The organism is Pseudomonas sp. HR96 (assembly GCF_034059295.1).
Classification (GTDB): domain Bacteria; phylum Pseudomonadota; class Gammaproteobacteria; order Pseudomonadales; family Pseudomonadaceae; genus Aquipseudomonas.
The window spans coordinates 231,675-251,979 of record NZ_CP139141.1; the positions used below are offsets into that span (position 1 = coordinate 231,675).

A 20,305-nucleotide genomic window follows, 5' to 3' on the forward strand; every position below is an offset into this window, starting at 1 on the left:
AGCTGCGGATGGTTCGCTGGGGCGCCGATCAGCACGACACCGCCTGAATGCAGGCGGGGCGCGGCATTTTGCAGGCCTTTTGCCGAGGGGTTCAAGAAGATATGATGCGTGACGGATAATTAACTACAAGTCACCCTGTGACCGTTTGCCGCACAGGACGCCGCGAAAGCCTTGTGGATAAAGGCTTTGCGCCAGGTTTCGAGGCTTTTTACTCTGTCGCAAATATTATTCTGCACATGAGCTTGAAATGGCCTGTAGCGCCCGGCCACAGGGGCCTGTAGCGAATTTTGCACAGTCGCCGTACAGTTTATCGATATGCGCCATTTAGTTATATCTGTAGGCAAATTGATTTCCTGACTACGAAGTCAGGACTGTTTGGGCGGCTTGATCCTGAGCGTTGTAGTCGGCCGCTTGGGCCAACAGCCAATGACGAAAAGCCGACAATGAGGCCGATTCGAGCTTGCGCTCGGGCAGCATCAGGTAATACGCCTTGTCGCTCGGCAACGCATGGCCGTTGGCGATCACCAAGCGACCTTGGGCCAGCGGATCGCTGATCAGGAAAGGCGGAATCAGCGCCACGCCCATATCGTGCATCGCAGCTTGGGCCAGCATGGAGAATAGCTCCAGGCGCGGCCCTGTCATGTCCCGTGGCACATTCAGGCCCAGCGAGCCGAACCATTGCCGCCAGGCATAGGGGCGCGTGCTCTGCTGCAGCAGCGGCAACATGGCCAGCGCTGTTGCGTCGAGCCTGTCGTGGCCGGCCAGCAGTGCCGGGCTGCAAACCGGTACCGGGCGCTCTTCCATCAGGCGAAAGGCCTGAGTGCCGGACCAGTCGGCGTCGCCGAAGTAGATGGCGGCATCGAAGGTGGTGTCGGCGAACAGGAACGGCCGGGTACGGTTGGTCAGGTTGACCGTGACCTCGGGATGCTCGGTCTGGAAGTGCTTGAGCCTGGGCAGCAGCCATTGGGTGCCGAAGGTGGGTACCACCGCCAGTTCCAGAGTGTTGGTGCCTTGCTGGCCCATCACCGAAAGCGTGTCGCGCTCGACCGCATCCAGCTGCGCGGCGACCCGGCGGCTGTAGGACAGGCCAGCTTCGGTGAGCTTTACCCCGCGCCGGGAGCGGCGAAACAGCTCGACATTGAGAAATTCTTCAAGGCTGGCGATTTGCCGACACACTGCACCCTGGGTCAGCGACAGCTCAAGCGCCGCCTTGGTAAAGCTCTCGTGGCGGGCCGCCGCTTCGAAGCAGACCAGCCCGGTGGTACTGGGTATCTTGCGGCGCATGTACAAACCCCTCACTCGTGGTTGGCTACAGGCGGCGTGATGCCTGTTACGGAGTGAGAAACTAGCACAACAGCGTGCGAAATCCTCGTTTGTCGGTTCACCCTCGGGCGCCTAGGATGAAGTCATTGTCCTGTCATGACTCGAGGAATTGCCCCATGGGTGCCAAAGCCAGCTTCAACTGGATCGACCCGCTCCTGCTCGACCAGCAGCTCACTGAAGAGGAGCGCATGGTGCGTGACAGCGCTCAGCAGTTCGCCGACGACAAGCTGGCACCGCGGGTGCTCGAAGCCTTTCGTCATGAGCGCACCGACCCAGCCATCTTCCGCGAGATGGGCGAAGTTGGCCTGCTCGGCGCGACCATTCCCGAGCAATACGGCGGCAGTGGCCTCAACTACGTTTGCTATGGCCTGATCGCCCGCGAGGTGGAGCGCGTCGACTCCGGCTACCGCTCGATGATGAGCGTGCAGTCTTCCCTGGTCATGGTGCCGATCAACGAATTCGGCAGCGAGGCGCAGAAGCAGAAGTACCTGCCGAAGCTGGCCAGCGGCGAATGGATCGGCTGCTTCGGCTTGACCGAGCCGAACCATGGCTCCGACCCCGGCAACATGATCACCCGAGCGCGCAAGGTCGACGGCGGCTATCGCCTTAGCGGCAGCAAGATGTGGATCACCAACAGCCCGATCGCCGACGTCTTCGTGGTGTGGGGCAAGGACGACGCCGGCGACATCCGCGGCTTCGTGCTCGAGAAAGGTTGGCAGGGCCTCAGTGCACCGGCTATCCATGGCAAGGTCGGTCTGCGCGCGTCAATTACCGGCGAAATCGTCATGGACAACGTGTTCGTTCCCGAGGAGAACATCTTTCCTCAAGTGCGCGGGCTCAAGGGGCCGTTCACCTGCCTGAATTCGGCACGCTATGGCATCTCCTGGGGCGCCTTGGGTGCTGCCGAGTTCTGCTGGCACACGGCGCGCCAGTACACCCTCGACCGTCAGCAGTTCGGCCGGCCTCTGGCCGCCAACCAGCTGATTCAGAAAAAACTCGCCGACATGCAGACCGAAATCACCTTGGCCTTGCAGGGGTGTCTGCGCTTGGGGCGAATGAAGGACGAAGGCACGGCGGCGGTGGAGATCACTTCCATCATGAAGCGCAACTCGTGCGGCAAGTCGCTGGACATCGCGCGCATGGCCCGGGACATGCTCGGCGGCAATGGTATCTCCGACGAGTTCGGCATTGCCCGGCACCTGGTCAATCTCGAGGTGGTGAACACCTATGAGGGCACCCATGACGTGCACGCGCTGATCCTTGGTCGCGCGCAGACCGGTATCCAGGCGTTCTATTGAGCAGTCCCTCTATATAGAGAAGGAGTGAGGCATGGGGGCGTTGTCGCATCTACGGGTGCTGGACCTCTCGCGGGTGTTGGCCGGGCCATGGGCGGGACAGATGCTCGCCGACCTTGGGGCCGACGTGATAAAGGTCGAGCGGCCGGGCAAGGGCGATGATACCCGCGCCTGGGGGCCACCTTTCCTGCGTGGTGCCGACGGGCGCGATACCAGCGAGGCGGCCTATTACCTGTCGGCCAACCGCAACAAGCGTTCAGTGACCATTGACTTTACCCAGCCGCGCGGGCAGCAACTGGTTCGCGAGCTGGCCGCGCAGTCGGACATCCTCCTGGAAAACTTCAAGGTAGGTGGGCTGGCGGCCTATGGGCTGGACTATGGGGCGCTCAAGGAAAGCAACCCGCGGCTGATCTACTGCTCGATCACTGGCTTCGGCCAGACGGGTCCCTATGCCAAGCGGGCGGGTTACGACTTCATGATCCAGGGTCTGGGTGGCTTGATGAGCCTGACCGGGCGCGCGGACTGCGAAGAGGGCGCCGGGCCGGTCAAGGTGGGTGTGGCCTTGACCGACATCCTCACCGGGCTGCACGCCAGCGTGGCGATCCTTGCGGCAGTCACGGATCGCGAGCGCAGCGGCCTGGGCCAGCACATTGATATGGCGCTGCTGGATGTACAGGTCGCCTGCCTGGCCAACCAGGCAATGAATTATCTGACCACGGGCGTCGCGCCCCAGCGCCTGGGCAACGCTCACCCCAATATCGTGCCGTATCAGGACTTTCCCACGGCCGACGGCGACTTCATTCTCACCGTGGGCAACGACACCCAGTTCCGCCGCTTCGCTGAAGTAGCGGGGCAGCCGCAATGGGCGGACGACCCGCGCTTTTGCAGCAACAGTTTGCGCGTGGCGAATCGGCAGGCGCTGATTCCACTGATTCGCCAGGCCACCGTGTTCAAGACCACCGCTCAATGGGTCACGCAACTGGAAGCGGTTGGAGTGCCCTGTGGGCCGATCAATGATCTGGCCCAGGTGTTCGCCGATCCGCAGGTGCAGGCGCGGCAGCTGGCGGTGCAGCTGCCACATGCCCTTGCCGGCAGCGTGGCGCAGGTGGCTAGCCCCCTGCGCCTCTCGCGAACGCCAGTGGAGTATCGCCTGGCGCCGCCTTTGCTCGGTGAGCACACCGGGGATGTGCTGCGCCAGGTGCTGGGGTTGACGGACGTGCAGGTGCTGGAGCTGCAAACGGCTGGGGTGCTGTAAGGCTTCGCTGCGTCTCTCTATATAGAGGGGAGTGGGCTGAGTAGAGTTATTTTGGGATTTCTTGAAAATAGCGGTTGACGCCACCTGAGATCTCTCTATAATTCGCCCCACTTCCGGCGCAGACGAAACGGAAAACTCCTTGAGATTCAATGAGTTAACCGAAGTAAGCAGCGAGGTGGTGCTTCGATGCGGGCTTGGGTCTGGCGATCGAAAGCGGTGAAAAAAGGTGGTTGACAGCGGTTTGAAACGCTGTAGAATTCGCCTCCCGCTGACGAGAGATCGAAGCGAGTCAAGTGTTTGGTTCTTAACGAGATTGTCGTTAAAAACTTCAAAATAAACGCTTGACAGACTCTGAGGAAAGCGTAGAATGCGCGCCTCGGTTGAGACGAAAGAATCAACCAACCGCTCTTTAACAACTGAATCAAGCAATTCGTGTGGGTGCTTGTGAGATAAGACTGATCGTCACTAGATTATCAGCATCACAAGTTACTCCGCGAGAAATCAAAGATGTAACCAACGATTGCTGAGCCAAGTTTAGGGTTTTCTCAAAACCCATGCAGTATTGAACTGAAGAGTTTGATCATGGCTCAGATTGAACGCTGGCGGCAGGCCTAACACATGCAAGTCGAGCGGATGAGAAGAGCTTGCTCTTCGATTCAGCGGCGGACGGGTGAGTAATGCCTAGGAATCTGCCTGGTAGTGGGGGACAACGTTTCGAAAGGAACGCTAATACCGCATACGTCCTACGGGAGAAAGCAGGGGACCTTCGGGCCTTGCGCTATCAGATGAGCCTAGGTCGGATTAGCTAGTTGGTGGGGTAATGGCTCACCAAGGCGACGATCCGTAACTGGTCTGAGAGGATGATCAGTCACACTGGAACTGAGACACGGTCCAGACTCCTACGGGAGGCAGCAGTGGGGAATATTGGACAATGGGCGAAAGCCTGATCCAGCCATGCCGCGTGTGTGAAGAAGGTCTTCGGATTGTAAAGCACTTTAAGTTGGGAGGAAGGGTTGTTTCCTAATACGAAGCAATTTTGACGTTACCGACAGAATAAGCACCGGCTAACTCTGTGCCAGCAGCCGCGGTAATACAGAGGGTGCAAGCGTTAATCGGAATTACTGGGCGTAAAGCGCGCGTAGGTGGTTTGTTAAGTTGAATGTGAAATCCCCGGGCTCAACCTGGGAACTGCATCCAAAACTGGCAAGCTAGAGTAGGGTAGAGGGTGGTGGAATTTCCTGTGTAGCGGTGAAATGCGTAGATATAGGAAGGAACACCAGTGGCGAAGGCGACCACCTGGACTCATACTGACACTGAGGTGCGAAAGCGTGGGGAGCAAACAGGATTAGATACCCTGGTAGTCCACGCCGTAAACGATGTCAACTAGCCGTTGGGAGTCTTGAACTCTTAGTGGCGCAGCTAACGCATTAAGTTGACCGCCTGGGGAGTACGGCCGCAAGGTTAAAACTCAAATGAATTGACGGGGGCCCGCACAAGCGGTGGAGCATGTGGTTTAATTCGAAGCAACGCGAAGAACCTTACCAGGCCTTGACATCCAATGAACTTTCCAGAGATGGATTGGTGCCTTCGGGAACATTGAGACAGGTGCTGCATGGCTGTCGTCAGCTCGTGTCGTGAGATGTTGGGTTAAGTCCCGTAACGAGCGCAACCCTTGTCCTTAGTTACCAGCACGTTATGGTGGGCACTCTAAGGAGACTGCCGGTGACAAACCGGAGGAAGGTGGGGATGACGTCAAGTCATCATGGCCCTTACGGCCTGGGCTACACACGTGCTACAATGGTCGGTACAGAGGGTCGCCAAGCCGCGAGGTGGAGCTAATCTCACAAAACCGATCGTAGTCCGGATCGCAGTCTGCAACTCGACTGCGTGAAGTCGGAATCGCTAGTAATCGCGAATCAGAATGTCGCGGTGAATACGTTCCCGGGCCTTGTACACACCGCCCGTCACACCATGGGAGTGGGTTGCACCAGAAGTAGCTAGTCTAACCTTCGGGAGGACGGTTACCACGGTGTGATTCATGACTGGGGTGAAGTCGTAACAAGGTAGCCGTAGGGGAACCTGCGGCTGGATCACCTCCTTAATCGACGACATCATCTGTTTCATGAGCACCCACACGAATTGCTTGATTCATTGAAGAAGACGATAGAAGCAGCTTTATGCTCCAAGCTGATAGCTCACGCTAACGGCTACAAGCTCGAAATTGGGTCTGTAGCTCAGTTGGTTAGAGCGCACCCCTGATAAGGGTGAGGTCGGCAGTTCGAATCTGCCCAGACCCACCAATTTTGTGTGGGAAACGCCTGTAGAGATACGGGGCCATAGCTCAGCTGGGAGAGCGCCTGCCTTGCACGCAGGAGGTCAACGGTTCGATCCCGTTTGGCTCCACCATTACTGCTTCTGCCTTAAAGCTTAGAAATGAGCATTCCATCAGATGATTGATGAGTGAATGTTGATTTCTAGTCTTTGACTAGATCGTTCTTTAAAAATTTAGGTATGTGATAGAAGTATAGACTGGATGACACTTTCACTGGTGTTGTTCAGGCTAAGGTAAAATTTGTGAGTTACTCTCAATTGACTTGAGAAAGCAAATTTTCGGCGAATGTCGTCTTCACAGTATAACCAGATTGCTTGGGGTTATATGGTCAAGTGAAGAAGCGCATACGGTGGATGCCTTGGCAGTCAGAGGCGATGAAAGACGTGGTAGCCTGCGAAAAGCTTCGGGGAGTCGGCAAACAGACTGTGATCCGGAGATGTCTGAATGGGGGAACCCAGCTGTCATAAGACAGTTATCTTGTACTGAATACATAGGTGCAAGAGGCGAACCAGGGGAACTGAAACATCTAAGTACCCTGAGGAAAAGAAATCAACCGAGATTCCCTTAGTAGTGGCGAGCGAACGGGGACCAGCCCTTAAGTGGTTTGGAGATTAGCGGAACGCTCTGGAAAGTGCGGCCATAGTGGGTGATAGCCCTGTACGCGAAAATCTCCTTGTCATGAAATCGAGTAGGACGGAGCACGAGAAACTTTGTCTGAATATGGGGGGACCATCCTCCAAGGCTAAATACTACTGACTGACCGATAGTGAACTAGTACCGTGAGGGAAAGGCGAAAAGAACCCCGGAGAGGGGAGTGAAATAGATCCTGAAACCGTATGCGTACAAGCAGTGGGAGCAGACTTTGTTCTGTGACTGCGTACCTTTTGTATAATGGGTCAGCGACTTATTTTCAGTGGCGAGCTTAACCGAATAGGGGAGGCGTAGCGAAAGCGAGTCTTAATAGGGCGTCTAGTCGCTGGGAATAGACCCGAAACCGGGCGATCTATCCATGGGCAGGTTGAAGGTTAGGTAACACTGACTGGAGGACCGAACCGACTACCGTTGAAAAGTTAGCGGATGACCTGTGGATCGGAGTGAAAGGCTAATCAAGCTCGGAGATAGCTGGTTCTCCTCGAAAGCTATTTAGGTAGCGCCTCATGTATCACTGTAGGGGGTAGAGCACTGTTTCGGCTAGGGGGTCATCCCGACTTACCAAACCGATGCAAACTCCGAATACCTACAAGTGCCGAGCATGGGAGACACACGGCGGGTGCTAACGTCCGTCGTGAAAAGGGAAACAACCCAGACCGTCAGCTAAGGTCCCAAAGTTATGGTTAAGTGGGAAACGATGTGGGAAGGCTTAGACAGCTAGGAGGTTGGCTTAGAAGCAGCCACCCTTTAAAGAAAGCGTAATAGCTCACTAGTCGAGTCGGCCTGCGCGGAAGATGTAACGGGGCTCAAACCATACACCGAAGCTACGGGTATCACGCAAGTGATGCGGTAGAGGAGCGTTCTGTAAGCCTGTGAAGGTGAGTTGAGAAGCTTGCTGGAGGTATCAGAAGTGCGAATGCTGACATGAGTAACGACAATGGGTGTGAAAAACACCCACGCCGAAAGACCAAGGTTTCCTGCGCAACGTTAATCGACGCAGGGTTAGTCGGTCCCTAAGGCGAGGCTGAAAAGCGTAGTCGATGGAAAACAGGTTAATATTCCTGTACTTCTGGTTACTGCGATGGAGGGACGGAGAAGGCTAGGCCAGCTTGGCGTTGGTTGTCCAAGTTTAAGGTGGTAGGCTGAGATCTTAGGTAAATCCGGGATCTTAAGGCCGAGAGCTGATGACGAGTGTCCTTTAGGACGCGAAGTGGTTGATGCCATGCTTCCAAGAAAAGCTTCTAAGCTTCAGGTAACCAGGAACCGTACCCCAAACCGACACAGGTGGTTGGGTAGAGAATACCAAGGCGCTTGAGAGAACTCGGGTGAAGGAACTAGGCAAAATGGCACCGTAACTTCGGGAGAAGGTGCGCCGGTGAGGGTGAAGGACTTGCTCCGTAAGCTCATGCCGGTCGAAGATACCAGGCCGCTGCGACTGTTTATTAAAAACACAGCACTCTGCAAACACGAAAGTGGACGTATAGGGTGTGACGCCTGCCCGGTGCCGGAAGGTTAATTGATGGGGTTAGCGCAAGCGAAGCTCTTGATCGAAGCCCCGGTAAACGGCGGCCGTAACTATAACGGTCCTAAGGTAGCGAAATTCCTTGTCGGGTAAGTTCCGACCTGCACGAATGGCGTAACGATGGCGGCGCTGTCTCCACCCGAGACTCAGTGAAATTGAAATCGCTGTGAAGATGCAGTGTATCCGCGGCTAGACGGAAAGACCCCGTGAACCTTTACTATAGCTTTGCACTGGACTTTGAATTTGCTTGTGTAGGATAGGTGGGAGGCTTTGAAGCGTGGACGCCAGTCTGCGTGGAGCCAACCTTGAAATACCACCCTGGCAACTTTGAGGTTCTAACTCAGGTCCGTTATCCGGATCGAGGACAGTGTATGGTGGGTAGTTTGACTGGGGCGGTCTCCTCCTAAAGAGTAACGGAGGAGTACGAAGGTGCGCTCAGACCGGTCGGAAATCGGTCGTAGAGTATAAAGGCAAAAGCGCGCTTGACTGCGAGACAGACACGTCGAGCAGGTACGAAAGTAGGTCTTAGTGATCCGGTGGTTCTGTATGGAAGGGCCATCGCTCAACGGATAAAAGGTACTCCGGGGATAACAGGCTGATACCGCCCAAGAGTTCATATCGACGGCGGTGTTTGGCACCTCGATGTCGGCTCATCACATCCTGGGGCTGAAGCCGGTCCCAAGGGTATGGCTGTTCGCCATTTAAAGTGGTACGCGAGCTGGGTTTAGAACGTCGTGAGACAGTTCGGTCCCTATCTGCCGTGGACGTTTGAGATTTGAGAGGGGCTGCTCCTAGTACGAGAGGACCGGAGTGGACGAACCTCTGGTGTTCCGGTTGTCACGCCAGTGGCATTGCCGGGTAGCTATGTTCGGGAAAGATAACCGCTGAAAGCATCTAAGCGGGAAACTTGCCTCAAGATGAGATCTCACTGGAACCTTGAGTTCCCTGAAGGGCCGTCGAAGACTACGACGTTGATAGGTGGGGTGTGTAAGCGCTGTGAGGCGTTGAGCTAACCCATACTAATTGCCCGTGAGGCTTGACCATATAACACCCAAGCAATTTGCGTCGAATGACCAGATTGCGGTGTTGTGAAGACGACAACAGCACGAAAATTTGCGACTCACAATCATCACATACCTGATTTGCCGAGCTGTCCCTGAAAAGACGTCTCAGCACCCGAATTTCTTGACGACCATAGAGCATTGGAACCACCTGATCCCATCCCGAACTCAGCAGTGAAACGATGCATCGCCGATGGTAGTGTGGGGTTTCCCCATGTGAGAGTAGGTCATCGTCAAGATTAAATTCCAGAACCCCATCTGCTCACGCAGATGGGGTTTTGTTTTAAGTAGAGACATTCGATTTTTGTCGATGCGTTGCCCAGGCGACGAAGCGACGACACAGAATTTCTTGACGACCATAGAGCATTGGAACCACCTGATCCCATCCCGAACTCAGTAGTGAAACGATGCATCGCCGATGGTAGTGTGGGGTTTCCCCATGTGAGAGTAGGTCATCGTCAAGATTGAATTCCGAAACCCCAGTTGCTTACGCAACTGGGGTTTTGTTTTTTCAGGCGAACAGGTTCTTCACGTTGCCCATCGCATGGTCGGCAAACCCTTGGAGAAACGCTTCGAAGGCCGGCAGGTCATGGGCATTGGCCGCCACGGGCTCAGCGATGATGGTCCACACCGCCTTGCACTGACCCTCGCCGAGTGTCTCGACATGCATTGACGCCCACAGGTTGCCGACCGGCAACGTGGTGTGGATCAGGCTCCAGGTCATGTAGCGCTGCACATCATCGCGGCTGTTCAACTGCTCGATCACCACGTTGCCATCCTTGAACAACTTCTTGCGTACCGAGCCTGCGCCGCTGCCGGTCATTTCAGTATGAGACAGTGCCGGGATGAAGCTGGCGAACCCGGCGAAGTTGCCTACCGTGTTCCATACCGTCTGGCTGTCGGCAGGTATCTCCACCGCGCTGATGACCCGGCGGCCTTCGGGGTTGTGAACCAGGGTGTCAGGTTTGAGTGAGTTCATGGTCTTGCTCCTTGCTGGTGTGAGGAAGTTGATGTCATGCAGGTAGTTGCAACCCGTGCGCAGCAGCGCCGGGGTCTTGCCGGGGTACTGCAGGCCCATGCGCCGCACTCCTGCTGCGGCGTTGGCGTGCTGGATGGCGGAAATGTCGCCGATGTCTTCTTCGAAACCGTCGAGGTAGAAGCCCAGCACGCCGAACAGCGCATTGCTGCTGTCGACCAGCTTGAGTTGCCCTTGCCACTGCTCCACGCTGGCCCAGCGGAAGTCATGCCCCGCTTCACGAAAGGCAGCCAGATAAGCCACCCAGCTCAACGGCTCGGGGTTGTGCAGGTTGAATACCGCCGCCTGCGCCTGATACCGACTGCTATGGAAGGCGATGAAACGCGCGAGGAAGTCCACCGGCATCAGGTCGAAGTTGAGCTCCAGGGCGGGGACCACACCCAGCTGCAATGAGCCCTTGAGCATCAGCATGAGGCGGTTGCGCTGCGGTTGGCTGACCCCGGTGCGACTGTTGAAGGCGATGTTGCCAGGGCGGTAGATGTTGACTTGCACGCCCTGTAGTCGAGCACGCTCGAGCAGGCGCTCGGCGACCCACTTGGACAGGTTGTAGCCATTGCGGATATAGATAGGCGGGGTCGACGCGGCCGGCGCTTCGAGCACATTGCCTTGCTCGTCGATGGCACTGCAGGCCGACAGGGTCGACACGTAGTTGAAGACCTTCTTGCGCCGCCCTTCGCAGAGCTTCAGGCATTCGTGCAGCGGGTCGACGTTGTCGGCCACCAGCGAGGCATAGTCGAGTACGTGGTTGACGTTCGCCGCGTTGTGTATGAGGGCGCCGTACTGACTATCCAGATACTGGTAATCCTGCGCACTGAGACCCAGACGTGGCCGGGTCATGTCGGCGGCGTAGACGCGCACCCGGGCGAGATCCATTTGCCCCAAGCGGTTGTCCTGCAACGCGCTGACCAGGCGCTGGCGCGCCGTGGCGTCGTCGGGAGCGCGTACCAGGCAGGCCACCTCGCTAGCGCCCCACTCCAGCAACGCCTGAACCAGATGGACCCCGAGAAAGCCGTTGGCACCGGTGACGATGACCTTGTGCACATCGCCCATCTGGTTCAGCGCCAGTACATTGAGCGGCAACGCCCGTTCGGCATCGTCGAAGGCCTGCTGGCTGACACTGGAAGCCACCGCGCCGGTGCCGCCGACCAGTTGCGCCAGATTGCACAGGGTCGGTTGCTCGATGAACCGGTTGATCGAGATGCCACAGCCGAAGTGCTCGCGAATCAGCACCAGCAGCCTGGACAACATGATCGAATGTCCACCCAGGTTGAAGAAGCTCTCGTCGGTGCTGATCTGCTCCTCGGGCAGTTCGAGCAGTTCGCTCCACAGGCCGAGCAGCCGCCGCTCGTCCTCGCTGGCGGGCAAGCGGTGCTGCTCGCGCTCCGGGAAGCTCAAGGGCAGAGCCAACAGCGCCTGGCGATCAACCTTGCCATTGCTCGCCGCCGGCAGTTGCGCCAGCTCGGTGAACAGTGTGGGCTGCATGTAGTCCGGCAGGTGCGCCAGGGCATGCGCCTTGAGCCGCGCAGAGGCATCGTCGCCGCGCGGTTCGGCCACGAAGGCGAGAATCCGCCGCTGCCCGTCGATCACTACCGCCACCTGGGCGTACAGCTGGCTGTCGCGCAGGCAGCGCTCGATCTCTTCGGGCTCGACGCGAAAGCCGCGGATCTTCACCTGGTTGTCGAGCCGACCGCTCAGTTCGATGCCGTCCTCGGCCCAGCGGCCGATATCCCCGGTCCGGTAGGCCCGTATGGGCTCGGCCCCCGGTGGCTGCAGCCACAGGTAGCGCTGTTCGGTCAGTTCGCGGTTGCCGATGTAGCCCAGGCCGACCCCGGCGCCGAAGATATGGATCTCGCCTGCTTCGCCGTCCGCCACGGGACGGCGCTGCTCGTCGAGAATCAGCACCCCGGCGTTGGCCACCGGCAACCCTAGATTGCGGTTGGAATCCCCCGCCTGCATGCGTCGGGCCGTGACCAGCACGGTGGCCTCGGTCGGCCCGTACAGATTATGCAGCTGGCACTGGCCCGCCAGGCGTTCGATGACCCAAGGCTCGCAGACGTCGCCTCCAGTCATTACCTGCTGCAAGCCGAGCGCACGGTCGCTGGGCAGAATGCTCAGCAATGCCGGTGGCAGGAAGCCGTGGGTCAGGCGCTGGCGCTCGATCAACTCCACCAGCTGCAAGGGGTCACGCCGCTGATCATCGCTGGGGACGACCAGGCAGGCACCACTGAGCAGCGTCGGGAAGATGTCGATCACCGACGAGTCGAAGCTGGGCGTAGAGAACTGCAACACGCGGCTGCCGACATGCAAGCCGGCGTAGTCGGCATACCAGGCGGTGAAATGGCTGAGGTTGTGCTGGCTGATCAGCACGCCCTTGGGCTGGCCCGTGGTGCCGGAGGTGTACAGAGCCATGCAAGGGGCGTCGCTGGCCGCATCGGCGCCGACCAGCGTTGCACCCGGGGCGCCGGCGAGGGCTGCCAAGGCCAGGCCGGGCACGCTGCCGTCCGCCACCAGTGGGTGGCCACCGTCGTGCAGCAGCAGGGCGGCACCGGCGTTTTGCAGGATGAAACGCTGGCGGTGCAACGGCTGCGCCGGGTCCAGTGGCAGGTACACCGCGCCGCTGGCCAGCACGGCAAGAATCGCGGCGTACAAGGCCGGTGAGCGCGGCAGGCAGACACCGATCACCGGCTGCGCAGCGCCTTGTTCAGCGAGCTGCCCGCGCATCCCGGCCTGGATGGTTGCGGCGTGCTGCTGCAACTGGGCGTAGCTGATGGCGCGCTCCCCGCTCGGCTGCTCTAACAGCAGCGCGGTGCGTTGCCCATGGCCCTGCACGCTGCGCAGCAAGCGCAGGCTGAGGGACTGCCGGGCAATCTCGAGCAGGTCGGGGCGGGCGGTGCGATTGCAGCGGTGCCGGTAGGCCAGGGCATCGAGGCTCAGCAGGCTCTCGGTCTCGACAGGGTCGAGCTCAGCCAGCTCGGGCATGTCGCGCAGTCGTTCGGGGTCGCGACCGAACCCGGCGATCAACGGCGTGATCGCCTCCAACAGGGCCTGGCTCGCCGATTGGCGCAAGGCCTGGCCATTGCCGCTGGCTGCCACCGGGGCTGCCAGGCGCAGCAGCAGCCGCTGTTGTGCACCCAGGCGATGCCAGCACAGCAGTTGCACCGCCGGCAGGCCGCTCGGGTCATCGGCCCCCAGGTTGACCGCCAGGTGCAGCTGTTGCAGGTCGGCGGGCAGGACGGGTGGCGTCAGGCTGCCGTCTGCAACCAGCAGGTCGCCGGCGATGGCCAGGATCGGCGCTTGGCGCCAGTGCTGTACGGCGTGGCCATGGTCGCGCAACTCGTCACCGAGGCCGGCGAGCGCTTCGCTCTGCCCGTACAGGACAATCGTCAGCTTTCTCATGCTGCCCTCCCGGCGCTGCCCAGATAGCCCGCCAACGCCGCCTGCACACAGCTGCTGTCGAGCATGCCGCTGTTACGAAAGAAGCGCATGATGTTGGCCACCATGGGGTGCTGGTGGTTGACCGGAAAGCTCACCCCCAGTACTTCATCGGTCAGCGCGCGACGCACTGCGGCGCTGACCGGCAGGCTGGCGATCAGCCGCCGATCGAAGTCCTGCTGGATGTCATTGGTCAGGTATTGGCCGATGAACACCGGCAGGATCTGCGCCAGCACCTGGCGGTCGGCGGTCGCCGCCGACTGCCAGTAGATGCTTACCAGGCGTGCCCAGAACCCGGAATGACGGCCTTCGTCGAGCAGATGGTCGGCCATCAGGCCCTTGACCGACGCCTTGACCGTGTCGTCGCGGGCAAACGCCGCCACGTCGTTGGTCACCGTGCTTTCGGCGATCGCCACGCAGATCAGCTCCATGGCGTCGCGCAGCGGCGCCGGGGCCAGGTTCACCGCAGCGGGAATGGCCCGGCTCAGTTCGATCTCGGCGGGCAGGGTGATCGGTTCGATGCCGGTCAAGGCCTGGGCCTGCTGCATGAAGTCCATGGCCACCAGGGCGTGATAGTCCTCATCCACCACCACGGTCATGGCGTCGTAGCGGCAGGCGAACGGGAAGGGCACGCCGAAGCGATTCTTGGCGATGCTGCGCGCCGTCTTGTCGACGATCTCGGTTTCGAAGATCACCACGTCGTTGATGAATTTGTACAGGCTCTGCACCAGCACGAAATCGCGCAGGTGCGCGCATTCGGCGACGAAGGTGGCGGCCAGCGCCAGGGGTTGCCGGCTGAGCGGGTAGATCAGCCGCTGATCGTCCTCGAGCATGCGCCGCGGGCGGGTGCGGATGGTGGCGCGGTCTTCCCAGGCCTGGGCGAAGGATTGATAGTCGGCGGCGTTCACAAAAGCACCTCGCTGCCGTGCGCTGCGCGCAGGCCCTGGCGCAGGCCATCCCACAGCGCCATGCGGCTGGCCACGGCGGCCAGCGCGGCGCTGTAGACCTCACGCTCGCGTTGCGGGTCGCCGTCGATCAGACGCGCCAGCAGTTGCTCGGCGGCCGGGCCGTGGTCTTCGCTGTCGACTTCGATATGGCGCTGCAGGTAGTAGCGAAAGATCGGCGCCTGCTGCGCGCCGACCTCGCAGTCGTCCAGCAGGCGCTGGAACATCGGCGGAATCACACTCTCGCGGCCATGCAGGAAGGCCGCAGCCACGCAGTGCCCGGGGGCATGCAGGGCGGTGTCGAGGGTGTCGCAGACGAACGCCACGGCGGCGGGGTCGGCCTGCACGCTGTGCAGGGCGGTGAGGTGGTGCATGCCCGTGCGCTGCAGGGCGATGAAGCGCTCGATCTTGTCGGTGCTGGCGCCGATTTCGCGCATGGCATCCAGATACAGTTCGAAATGGCTGTAATGGCCGTGCTGCAGGTGGTCGTCGGTTTCTTCGCCGAGCACGATCTCGTTAATCAGCCGCGCTGCGCCCGGATCACGTGGCGGCAGCCAGGGCAGCTGCACGCAGGTCAGCTCCTGCTGCAGGCGCTTGGTCAGCGACATGAAGTCCCATACCGCGAACACATGCACTTCCATGAATTGCCTGAGGCGCGGGAGGGTGTCGATATCAGCAAATATCGGATGGTTGGAGAGTAAATTCTTTTTCGCCAGAAGTTGCTCTGAAAGTGCAGTTTCGGGATGTGCTTGAACGGTCGGCATAATCAAACTTCCTTGGTTGAGTGGCGATCCACTAGTTGCTCTGTGCAGATCGTCAGGGCGAACGCTGACGCGTCTCTTGATCGAGGCGTGCGTTGTTCTATAGGGGCTCCCTTAGGGTGCTCAAACCACAGGATCCAATCTGGTCCGTGGTGCGAAGAACTTAGTTCACATCGAAAGTTGTTGCCAAGTTATTTTTTGTAAAATTTTAGCTTGCTATTTATCGGGCGCGAGCGAGTCCGTTAAAACAAGGGTTAGTTGTTTTCTTCAGGCGAGCGGATCCCTTTTAATAGATTAACTATTAAAATTTCATAATAACGAACGAAGTCGTCTTACTGGATAGCCAGCGTTGGGCGAGGTGATCGGGAGTCGGTTAGAGGGCGCTGAGCCAATGCGGGTGTAGTGCTGGTTCAGCCTGGTGGGGCGAGCCTCCTTTTTCTGCCGGTGGTCGAGCGGGCAAACCCGCACGCCGCCATCCTAGGCCGGAGTGCGGGTTAATGGCAGAGCAAGTGAGAAGCGGCGCTCGCCATCGCCGGCCGTTGCGGCCAGCAGGACAGGATGGAAAGCGAGAAGCGGATGGAAAGCAGCGGCCTCAGGCCGGGGTGCCCTGGCTCAGGTAGCGGGTGATGGCATCGATGCCGCGCTGTAAATGCAGGCTGAGCAGTTGCACCGCCAGGGAGGTGTCGCGTTGCTGCACGGCTTCGAGCAATTCGTGATGGTCGGCTTGCGACAGTTTGCCCAGGCCCATGGCCGACAGGTTGAAGCGCAGGAAGCGCTCTTCTTCGCTGAGGCCGCTCTCGACCAGGCGCAGCAAGCGCCTGTTCGGTGCCTTGGCGTACAGCGACATATGGAACAGGCGATTGAGTCGGCCCATTTCCTTGAAGTCGGTTTCCGCCTCGAGTTGCTCGATGATCGCCCGGGAGGCGGTGAAGTCTTCTTCCTGCAGGCGCGGAATCGACAGCCGCAAGGCTTCGCTCTCGAGCAGGATGCGCAGTGAATAGGTTTCAGCGGCGTCGCCGGTGATCAGCGGGGCCACCACCGCGCCCTTGTGATGGACCACATTCAGCAGGCCCTGGGCCTCGAGCTGACGCAAGGCCTCGCGCACGGGCATGCGGCTGACGCCGAACAGCGTGGCCAGCTCTTGCTGGCGCAGGGCCATGCCACAGGGCAGGCGACCGTCGAGGATAGCGTTACGCAAGCGCTCTTCGATGACCGTGCGGGCCAGATGCGCGGGAACCTGCTCGATCTCGAGAATACTGCTCAAACGACTGGATTTTTCTGCCACGCGAATGCTTCCTCCCGGCCTGCTTTACCGGACTGCGGAGCAGCCAGGCGTCAGTGTTTATGGATCACAGTTTTACACAGCCACGAGCAGCTTGCCTAACCCTTCTCAGGTGGTTTGTAAGGCTTTTCCACGCTTTCGGATAGTTGGCGGAAATGCATATGATTCAGGGGATGAAAGGCCACTATGGCGCCATTGTCTTTTCCCCGGACTGAGCTCACCATGACCTGCCTCCCTCTTGGTAGTACGGACGCTTCCTGGTGCCCAGTTCATCCCTCACCGCTTCGCTGCGCCGCACCGGGCATTGCCTGGGTCTGCTGCTCATGCTGCTGGCGGTGCTGCCGCTGGCGTTATCGGCCGACTGGGACTTCTCCGCCATCAGCCGCAAAGCCACCGCCTTGTACGGCCCTCTCGGCGCCGGGCAGCAGCGCATCGATGCCTGGCAGAACCTGCTGGCCACGCAGAAGCAGGCCACCGAGGTCGAGAAGCTCAAGGTGGTCAACCTGTTCTTCAACCACCAGATGGTCTACACCGAAGACATCGACCTGTGGGGCGAGGTCGACTACTGGGAAACGCCCATCGAAGCGTTGTGGAAAGGGGCCGGCGATTGCGAAGACTACGCCATCGCCAAATACTTCAGCCTGCGACACCTGGGCATCGCCGCCGATAAATTGCGCATCACCTACGTCAAGGCGCTGCGCCAGAACCGCGCGCACATGGTCTTGACCTATTATTCGACACCCAACGCTGTGCCGCTGGTACTCGACAGCCTGATGGACCCGATCAAGCTGGCCAGTGACCGCAGCGACCTGTTGCCGGTCTACTCCTTCAATGGTGAAGGCTTGTGGCTGACCGGAGCGGCGGGTAACAAGAAGGTCGGCGACAGCAAACGGCTGTCGCGCTGGCAGGATGTGCTGCGCAAGATGGCCGCCGAAGGCTTTCCGGTCGAGACGGATAATTAACTCAGGAGCACCGATGTCTCTGTTCAAACAGTTGTTGCTCGCGATCTGCCTGTTTCTGGTGGTGGCCTTCACCGGCAGCTTCATGGTCAGCCTGGAGAGCTCGCGTGCGCAGTACGTCAACCAGCTGCGCTCGCATGCCCAGGACGCGGCCACCTCGCTGGCGCTGTCGCTGACGCCCAATATCGACGACCCGGCCATGGTCGAGATCATGGTCACTTCGATCTTCGACAGTGGCTATTACGCGAGCATTCGCGTGATCAACCTGGCCGACAACAAGGTCATGGTCGAGCGCCACGCCGACCCGGGCGACAATAACGTACCTGGCTGGTTCGTCAGCCTGATCGGCCTCGACCCCGCCGGTGGCGACGCCATCGTCAGCCGCGGCTGGCAGCAGGCCGCGCGGGTCGAGGTGATCAGTCACCCGATGTTCGCCCTGGCCAAGCTTTGGGACAGCGCCCTGGGCAGCCTTGGCTGGCTGCTGCTGTGCGGTGCGCTCAGCGCGGTGGCCGGGGCGCTATTGCTGCGGCGTCAGTTGCGCCCGCTGGACTACCTCGAGGCGCAGTCCCACGCCATTGCCCGGCGCGAGTTTCTGAGCCTGCCGGACCTGCCCACCACACCGGAGATCCGCCGGGTGGTGCAGGCCATGAACCAGATGGTGGAGAAACTCAAGGCGCTGTTCCACGAACAGACCGAGCGCAGTGAAAAACTGCGGGTGGAGTCCTACCAGGACAGCCTGACCGGGTTGGCCAACCGGCGCTATTTCGACATGCAGCTGCAGGCCCGGGTCAGCCACCCGGAGGAGGCCAGCGCCGGTTACCTGCTGATCCTGCGGGTCAAGGACCTGGCCGGTCTCAACCAGCGCCTCGGCGGCCAACCCACCGACCAGCTGCTGCAAGCCGTCGGCCAGCAATTGCAGCGCACCTGCGCGCGCTACCCGGAGACCCACAACCTGATCACCCGCAGCCGTGGCGGAGAATTCGCCGTGCTGGCGCCGGGCATGGTCCGCGCCGAGGCCATGCAATTGGCCCAGGAACTGGAAACCACCCTGCACAGCCTCTACGAAACCGGCGCCACCGACCAGCTGCCGGTCGCGCATATCGGCCTGGCGCCCTACATGCCTGGCGACGACCCCCAAGCGCTGCTCAAGCAGGCCGACCAGGCGCTGGCCCAGGCCGAAGGCAGCGGCGAGCAGAGCTGGGTATGCCTGGACCACAGCACGTTGCAGGTGGCGGGCGACGATCATCACGCCTGGCGCCAATTGCTCGACCGCGCCTTGAGCATGGGCCACGTGCAACTGTTCTTCCAGCCGGTGGTACAGAGCCAGCACAGTGCTGCGCTGCTGCATTACAAGGTGCTTTCACGGCTGCTCGACGACCAGGGCCAGGCCATCGTCGCCGGGCGCTTTCTGCCCTGGCTGGAGCGGTTCGGCTGGCTGCCGCGGCTGGACGCGATGATGCTCGAGAGGGTGCTCAAGCACCTGGCCACCCATCAGGATGCGCTGGCCTTGAACCTCTCGGCCGCGACCCTCAACGATGCCGCGACCATGGAACGGATATTCGCCCTGCTGGCGGCGCATCCGGATCTGGGCCCGCGCCTGACCCTGGAGATCGCCGAGGAGCAGCTCCCGGAACAGGCCGTGCTGGAAACCCTCACCCGGCGCCTGCGCAGCCTGGGCTTCGCCCTGAGCCTGCAGCGCTTCGGCGGACGTTTCAGCATGATCGGCAACCTCGCCCACCTGGGGCTGGCCTACCTGAAGATCGACGGCAGCTACATCCGCGCCATCGACCAGGAGAGCCACAAGCGTCTGTTCATCGAGGCTATCCAACGTGCCGCGCACAGCATCGACCTGCCGTTGATTGCCGAGCGCGTGGAAACCGAAGGGGAATTGCAGGTGATTCGCGAGATGGGTGTGCAAGGCGTACAAGGCAGCCTGATCGGCGACCCGGCACCCTGGCGGTAGTGTCTGGAGAGGCCGAGCCCCTCGCCAGCTTCGCCGGCTCCTACGCCTACCGTGTGAGGAAGGCAGTGGCTACGCCGAATTCGATCGAGCCTAGGCCGGCGTAGGAGCCGGCGAAGCTGGCGACCTGCCGTCAGATCAACCCGGTCTCGTCATCATTGATCAGATGATTCAACCCACCCAGCGCCTCGCGGGCGTGGCTGCGGTCCATCAATTTGGCCTGGGCAGCGGCTGGCAGGTCGGTGACGCGGATCACGCCCTTGCTGGTCAGCACCTGGATCAGGTCATCGAGTACCCGGATCATGTCCAGGTCGCTCTGCTTGAGCTGCTTGAGGCTGTTTTGTACCACGTCGTTGGCAAACCAGGCCTGCACTTCATGGTGGTCGGCCGGCAGGGTTTCGCTGGCTTCGGCATAGGCCGCCGCCTCCACGCGAATCAACTGCCCCTGGGCATCGCGTTGCACGTAGAACATTTCCACTCTCCGCTCGAATA

The 20,305-nt window shown here is 60.0% G+C and carries 10 protein-coding genes, 2 tRNA genes and 4 rRNA genes; 10 read left to right on the forward strand and 6 right to left on the reverse strand.

All coding sequences use genetic code 11. The features are described 5' to 3' along the window. Positions 1 to 357 precede the first annotated feature (357 nt). The gene (locus tag SFA35_RS01095; RefSeq protein ID WP_320574278.1) at positions 358 to 1,284 is read right to left on the reverse strand and encodes a LysR family transcriptional regulator; all 927 of its coding nucleotides are present in this window, start codon (positions 1,282 to 1,284) and stop codon (positions 358 to 360) included. A gap of 155 nt (positions 1,285 to 1,439) precedes the next feature. On the opposite strand from SFA35_RS01095, the gene SFA35_RS01100 reads away from it, so the two are divergent. The 8 genes from SFA35_RS01100 (at position 1,440) to rrf (SFA35_RS01135) (ending at position 9,903) form a co-directional block, all read left to right on the forward strand. Beyond that, on the forward strand, positions 1,440 to 2,621 hold the full coding sequence (locus SFA35_RS01100; RefSeq protein WP_320574281.1) for an acyl-CoA dehydrogenase: 1,182 nt from the start codon (positions 1,440 to 1,442) through the stop codon (positions 2,619 to 2,621). 31 nt (positions 2,622 to 2,652) lie between these two features. After that, on the forward strand, positions 2,653 to 3,873 hold the full coding sequence (locus SFA35_RS01105; RefSeq protein WP_320574283.1) for a CaiB/BaiF CoA-transferase family protein: 1,221 nt from the start codon (positions 2,653 to 2,655) through the stop codon (positions 3,871 to 3,873). Positions 3,874 to 4,437: 564 nt separating this feature from the next. Next, a 16S ribosomal RNA gene (locus SFA35_RS01110) occupies positions 4,438 to 5,974 on the forward strand. A 122-nt stretch (positions 5,975 to 6,096) separates the two neighbouring features. Then, a tRNA-Ile gene (locus SFA35_RS01115) sits at positions 6,097 to 6,173 on the forward strand. 30 nt (positions 6,174 to 6,203) lie between these two features. Continuing rightward, positions 6,204 to 6,279, forward strand: a tRNA-Ala gene (locus SFA35_RS01120). Between the two features lie 252 nt (positions 6,280 to 6,531). Beyond that, positions 6,532 to 9,422 (forward strand): 23S ribosomal RNA (locus SFA35_RS01125). Positions 9,423 to 9,562: 140 nt separating this feature from the next. After that, positions 9,563 to 9,678 (forward strand): 5S ribosomal RNA (gene rrf, locus SFA35_RS01130). 109 nt (positions 9,679 to 9,787) lie between these two features. Next, positions 9,788 to 9,903, forward strand: a 5S ribosomal RNA gene (gene rrf, locus SFA35_RS01135). Together the 16S, 23S and 5S rRNA genes with 2 tRNA genes alongside form the textbook arrangement of a ribosomal RNA operon. 47 nt (positions 9,904 to 9,950) lie before the next feature. Here rrf (SFA35_RS01135) and SFA35_RS01140 read toward each other — a convergent pair. From SFA35_RS01140 to SFA35_RS01155, 4 genes are all read right to left on the reverse strand, one after another. Continuing rightward, positions 9,951 to 13,871 (reverse strand): amino acid adenylation domain-containing protein, encoded by a 3,921-nt coding sequence (locus SFA35_RS01140; RefSeq protein WP_320574285.1) that lies wholly within the window; start codon positions 13,869 to 13,871, stop codon positions 9,951 to 9,953. After that, a complete protein-coding gene (locus tag SFA35_RS01145) occupies positions 13,868 to 14,815 on the reverse strand; it encodes a diiron oxygenase (RefSeq protein ID WP_320574287.1) in 948 nt (315 codons plus the stop codon). The genes SFA35_RS01140 and SFA35_RS01145 overlap by 4 nt, the downstream gene beginning before the upstream one ends. Beyond that, entirely contained in the window at positions 14,812 to 15,615 is an 804-nt protein-coding gene (locus SFA35_RS01150) for a DUF3050 domain-containing protein (RefSeq protein WP_320574289.1), read from the reverse strand. Before SFA35_RS01150 ends, SFA35_RS01145 begins: the two co-directional genes overlap by 4 nt. Positions 15,616 to 16,204: 589 nt before the next feature. Further along, positions 16,205 to 16,897 carry a GntR family transcriptional regulator gene (locus tag SFA35_RS01155; RefSeq protein ID WP_320574291.1) on the reverse strand — a complete coding sequence of 231 codons (693 nt, stop codon included), beginning with the start codon at positions 16,895 to 16,897 and terminating at the stop codon, positions 16,205 to 16,207. Positions 16,898 to 17,217: 320 nt separating this feature from the next. Here SFA35_RS01155 and lapG point away from each other — a divergent pair, with 320 nt between their 5' ends. Together lapG and lapD are read left to right on the forward strand one after the other, a co-directional pair. Then, positions 17,218 to 17,856 carry a cysteine protease LapG gene (lapG, locus tag SFA35_RS01160; RefSeq protein ID WP_320578785.1) on the forward strand — a complete coding sequence of 213 codons (639 nt, stop codon included), beginning with the start codon at positions 17,218 to 17,220 and terminating at the stop codon, positions 17,854 to 17,856. A 13-nt stretch (positions 17,857 to 17,869) separates the two neighbouring features. Further along, a complete protein-coding gene (gene lapD / locus SFA35_RS01165; protein ID WP_320574293.1) occupies positions 17,870 to 19,816 on the forward strand; it encodes a cyclic di-GMP receptor LapD in 1,947 nt (648 codons plus the stop codon). A gap of 130 nt (positions 19,817 to 19,946) precedes the next feature. Here the strand turns inward: lapD and SFA35_RS01170 are convergent, their stop codons facing one another. Then, positions 19,947 to 20,285 (reverse strand): tryptophan synthase subunit beta, encoded by a 339-nt coding sequence (locus SFA35_RS01170; RefSeq protein WP_320574296.1) that lies wholly within the window; start codon positions 20,283 to 20,285, stop codon positions 19,947 to 19,949. Between the last annotated feature and the right edge of the window lie 20 nt (positions 20,286 to 20,305).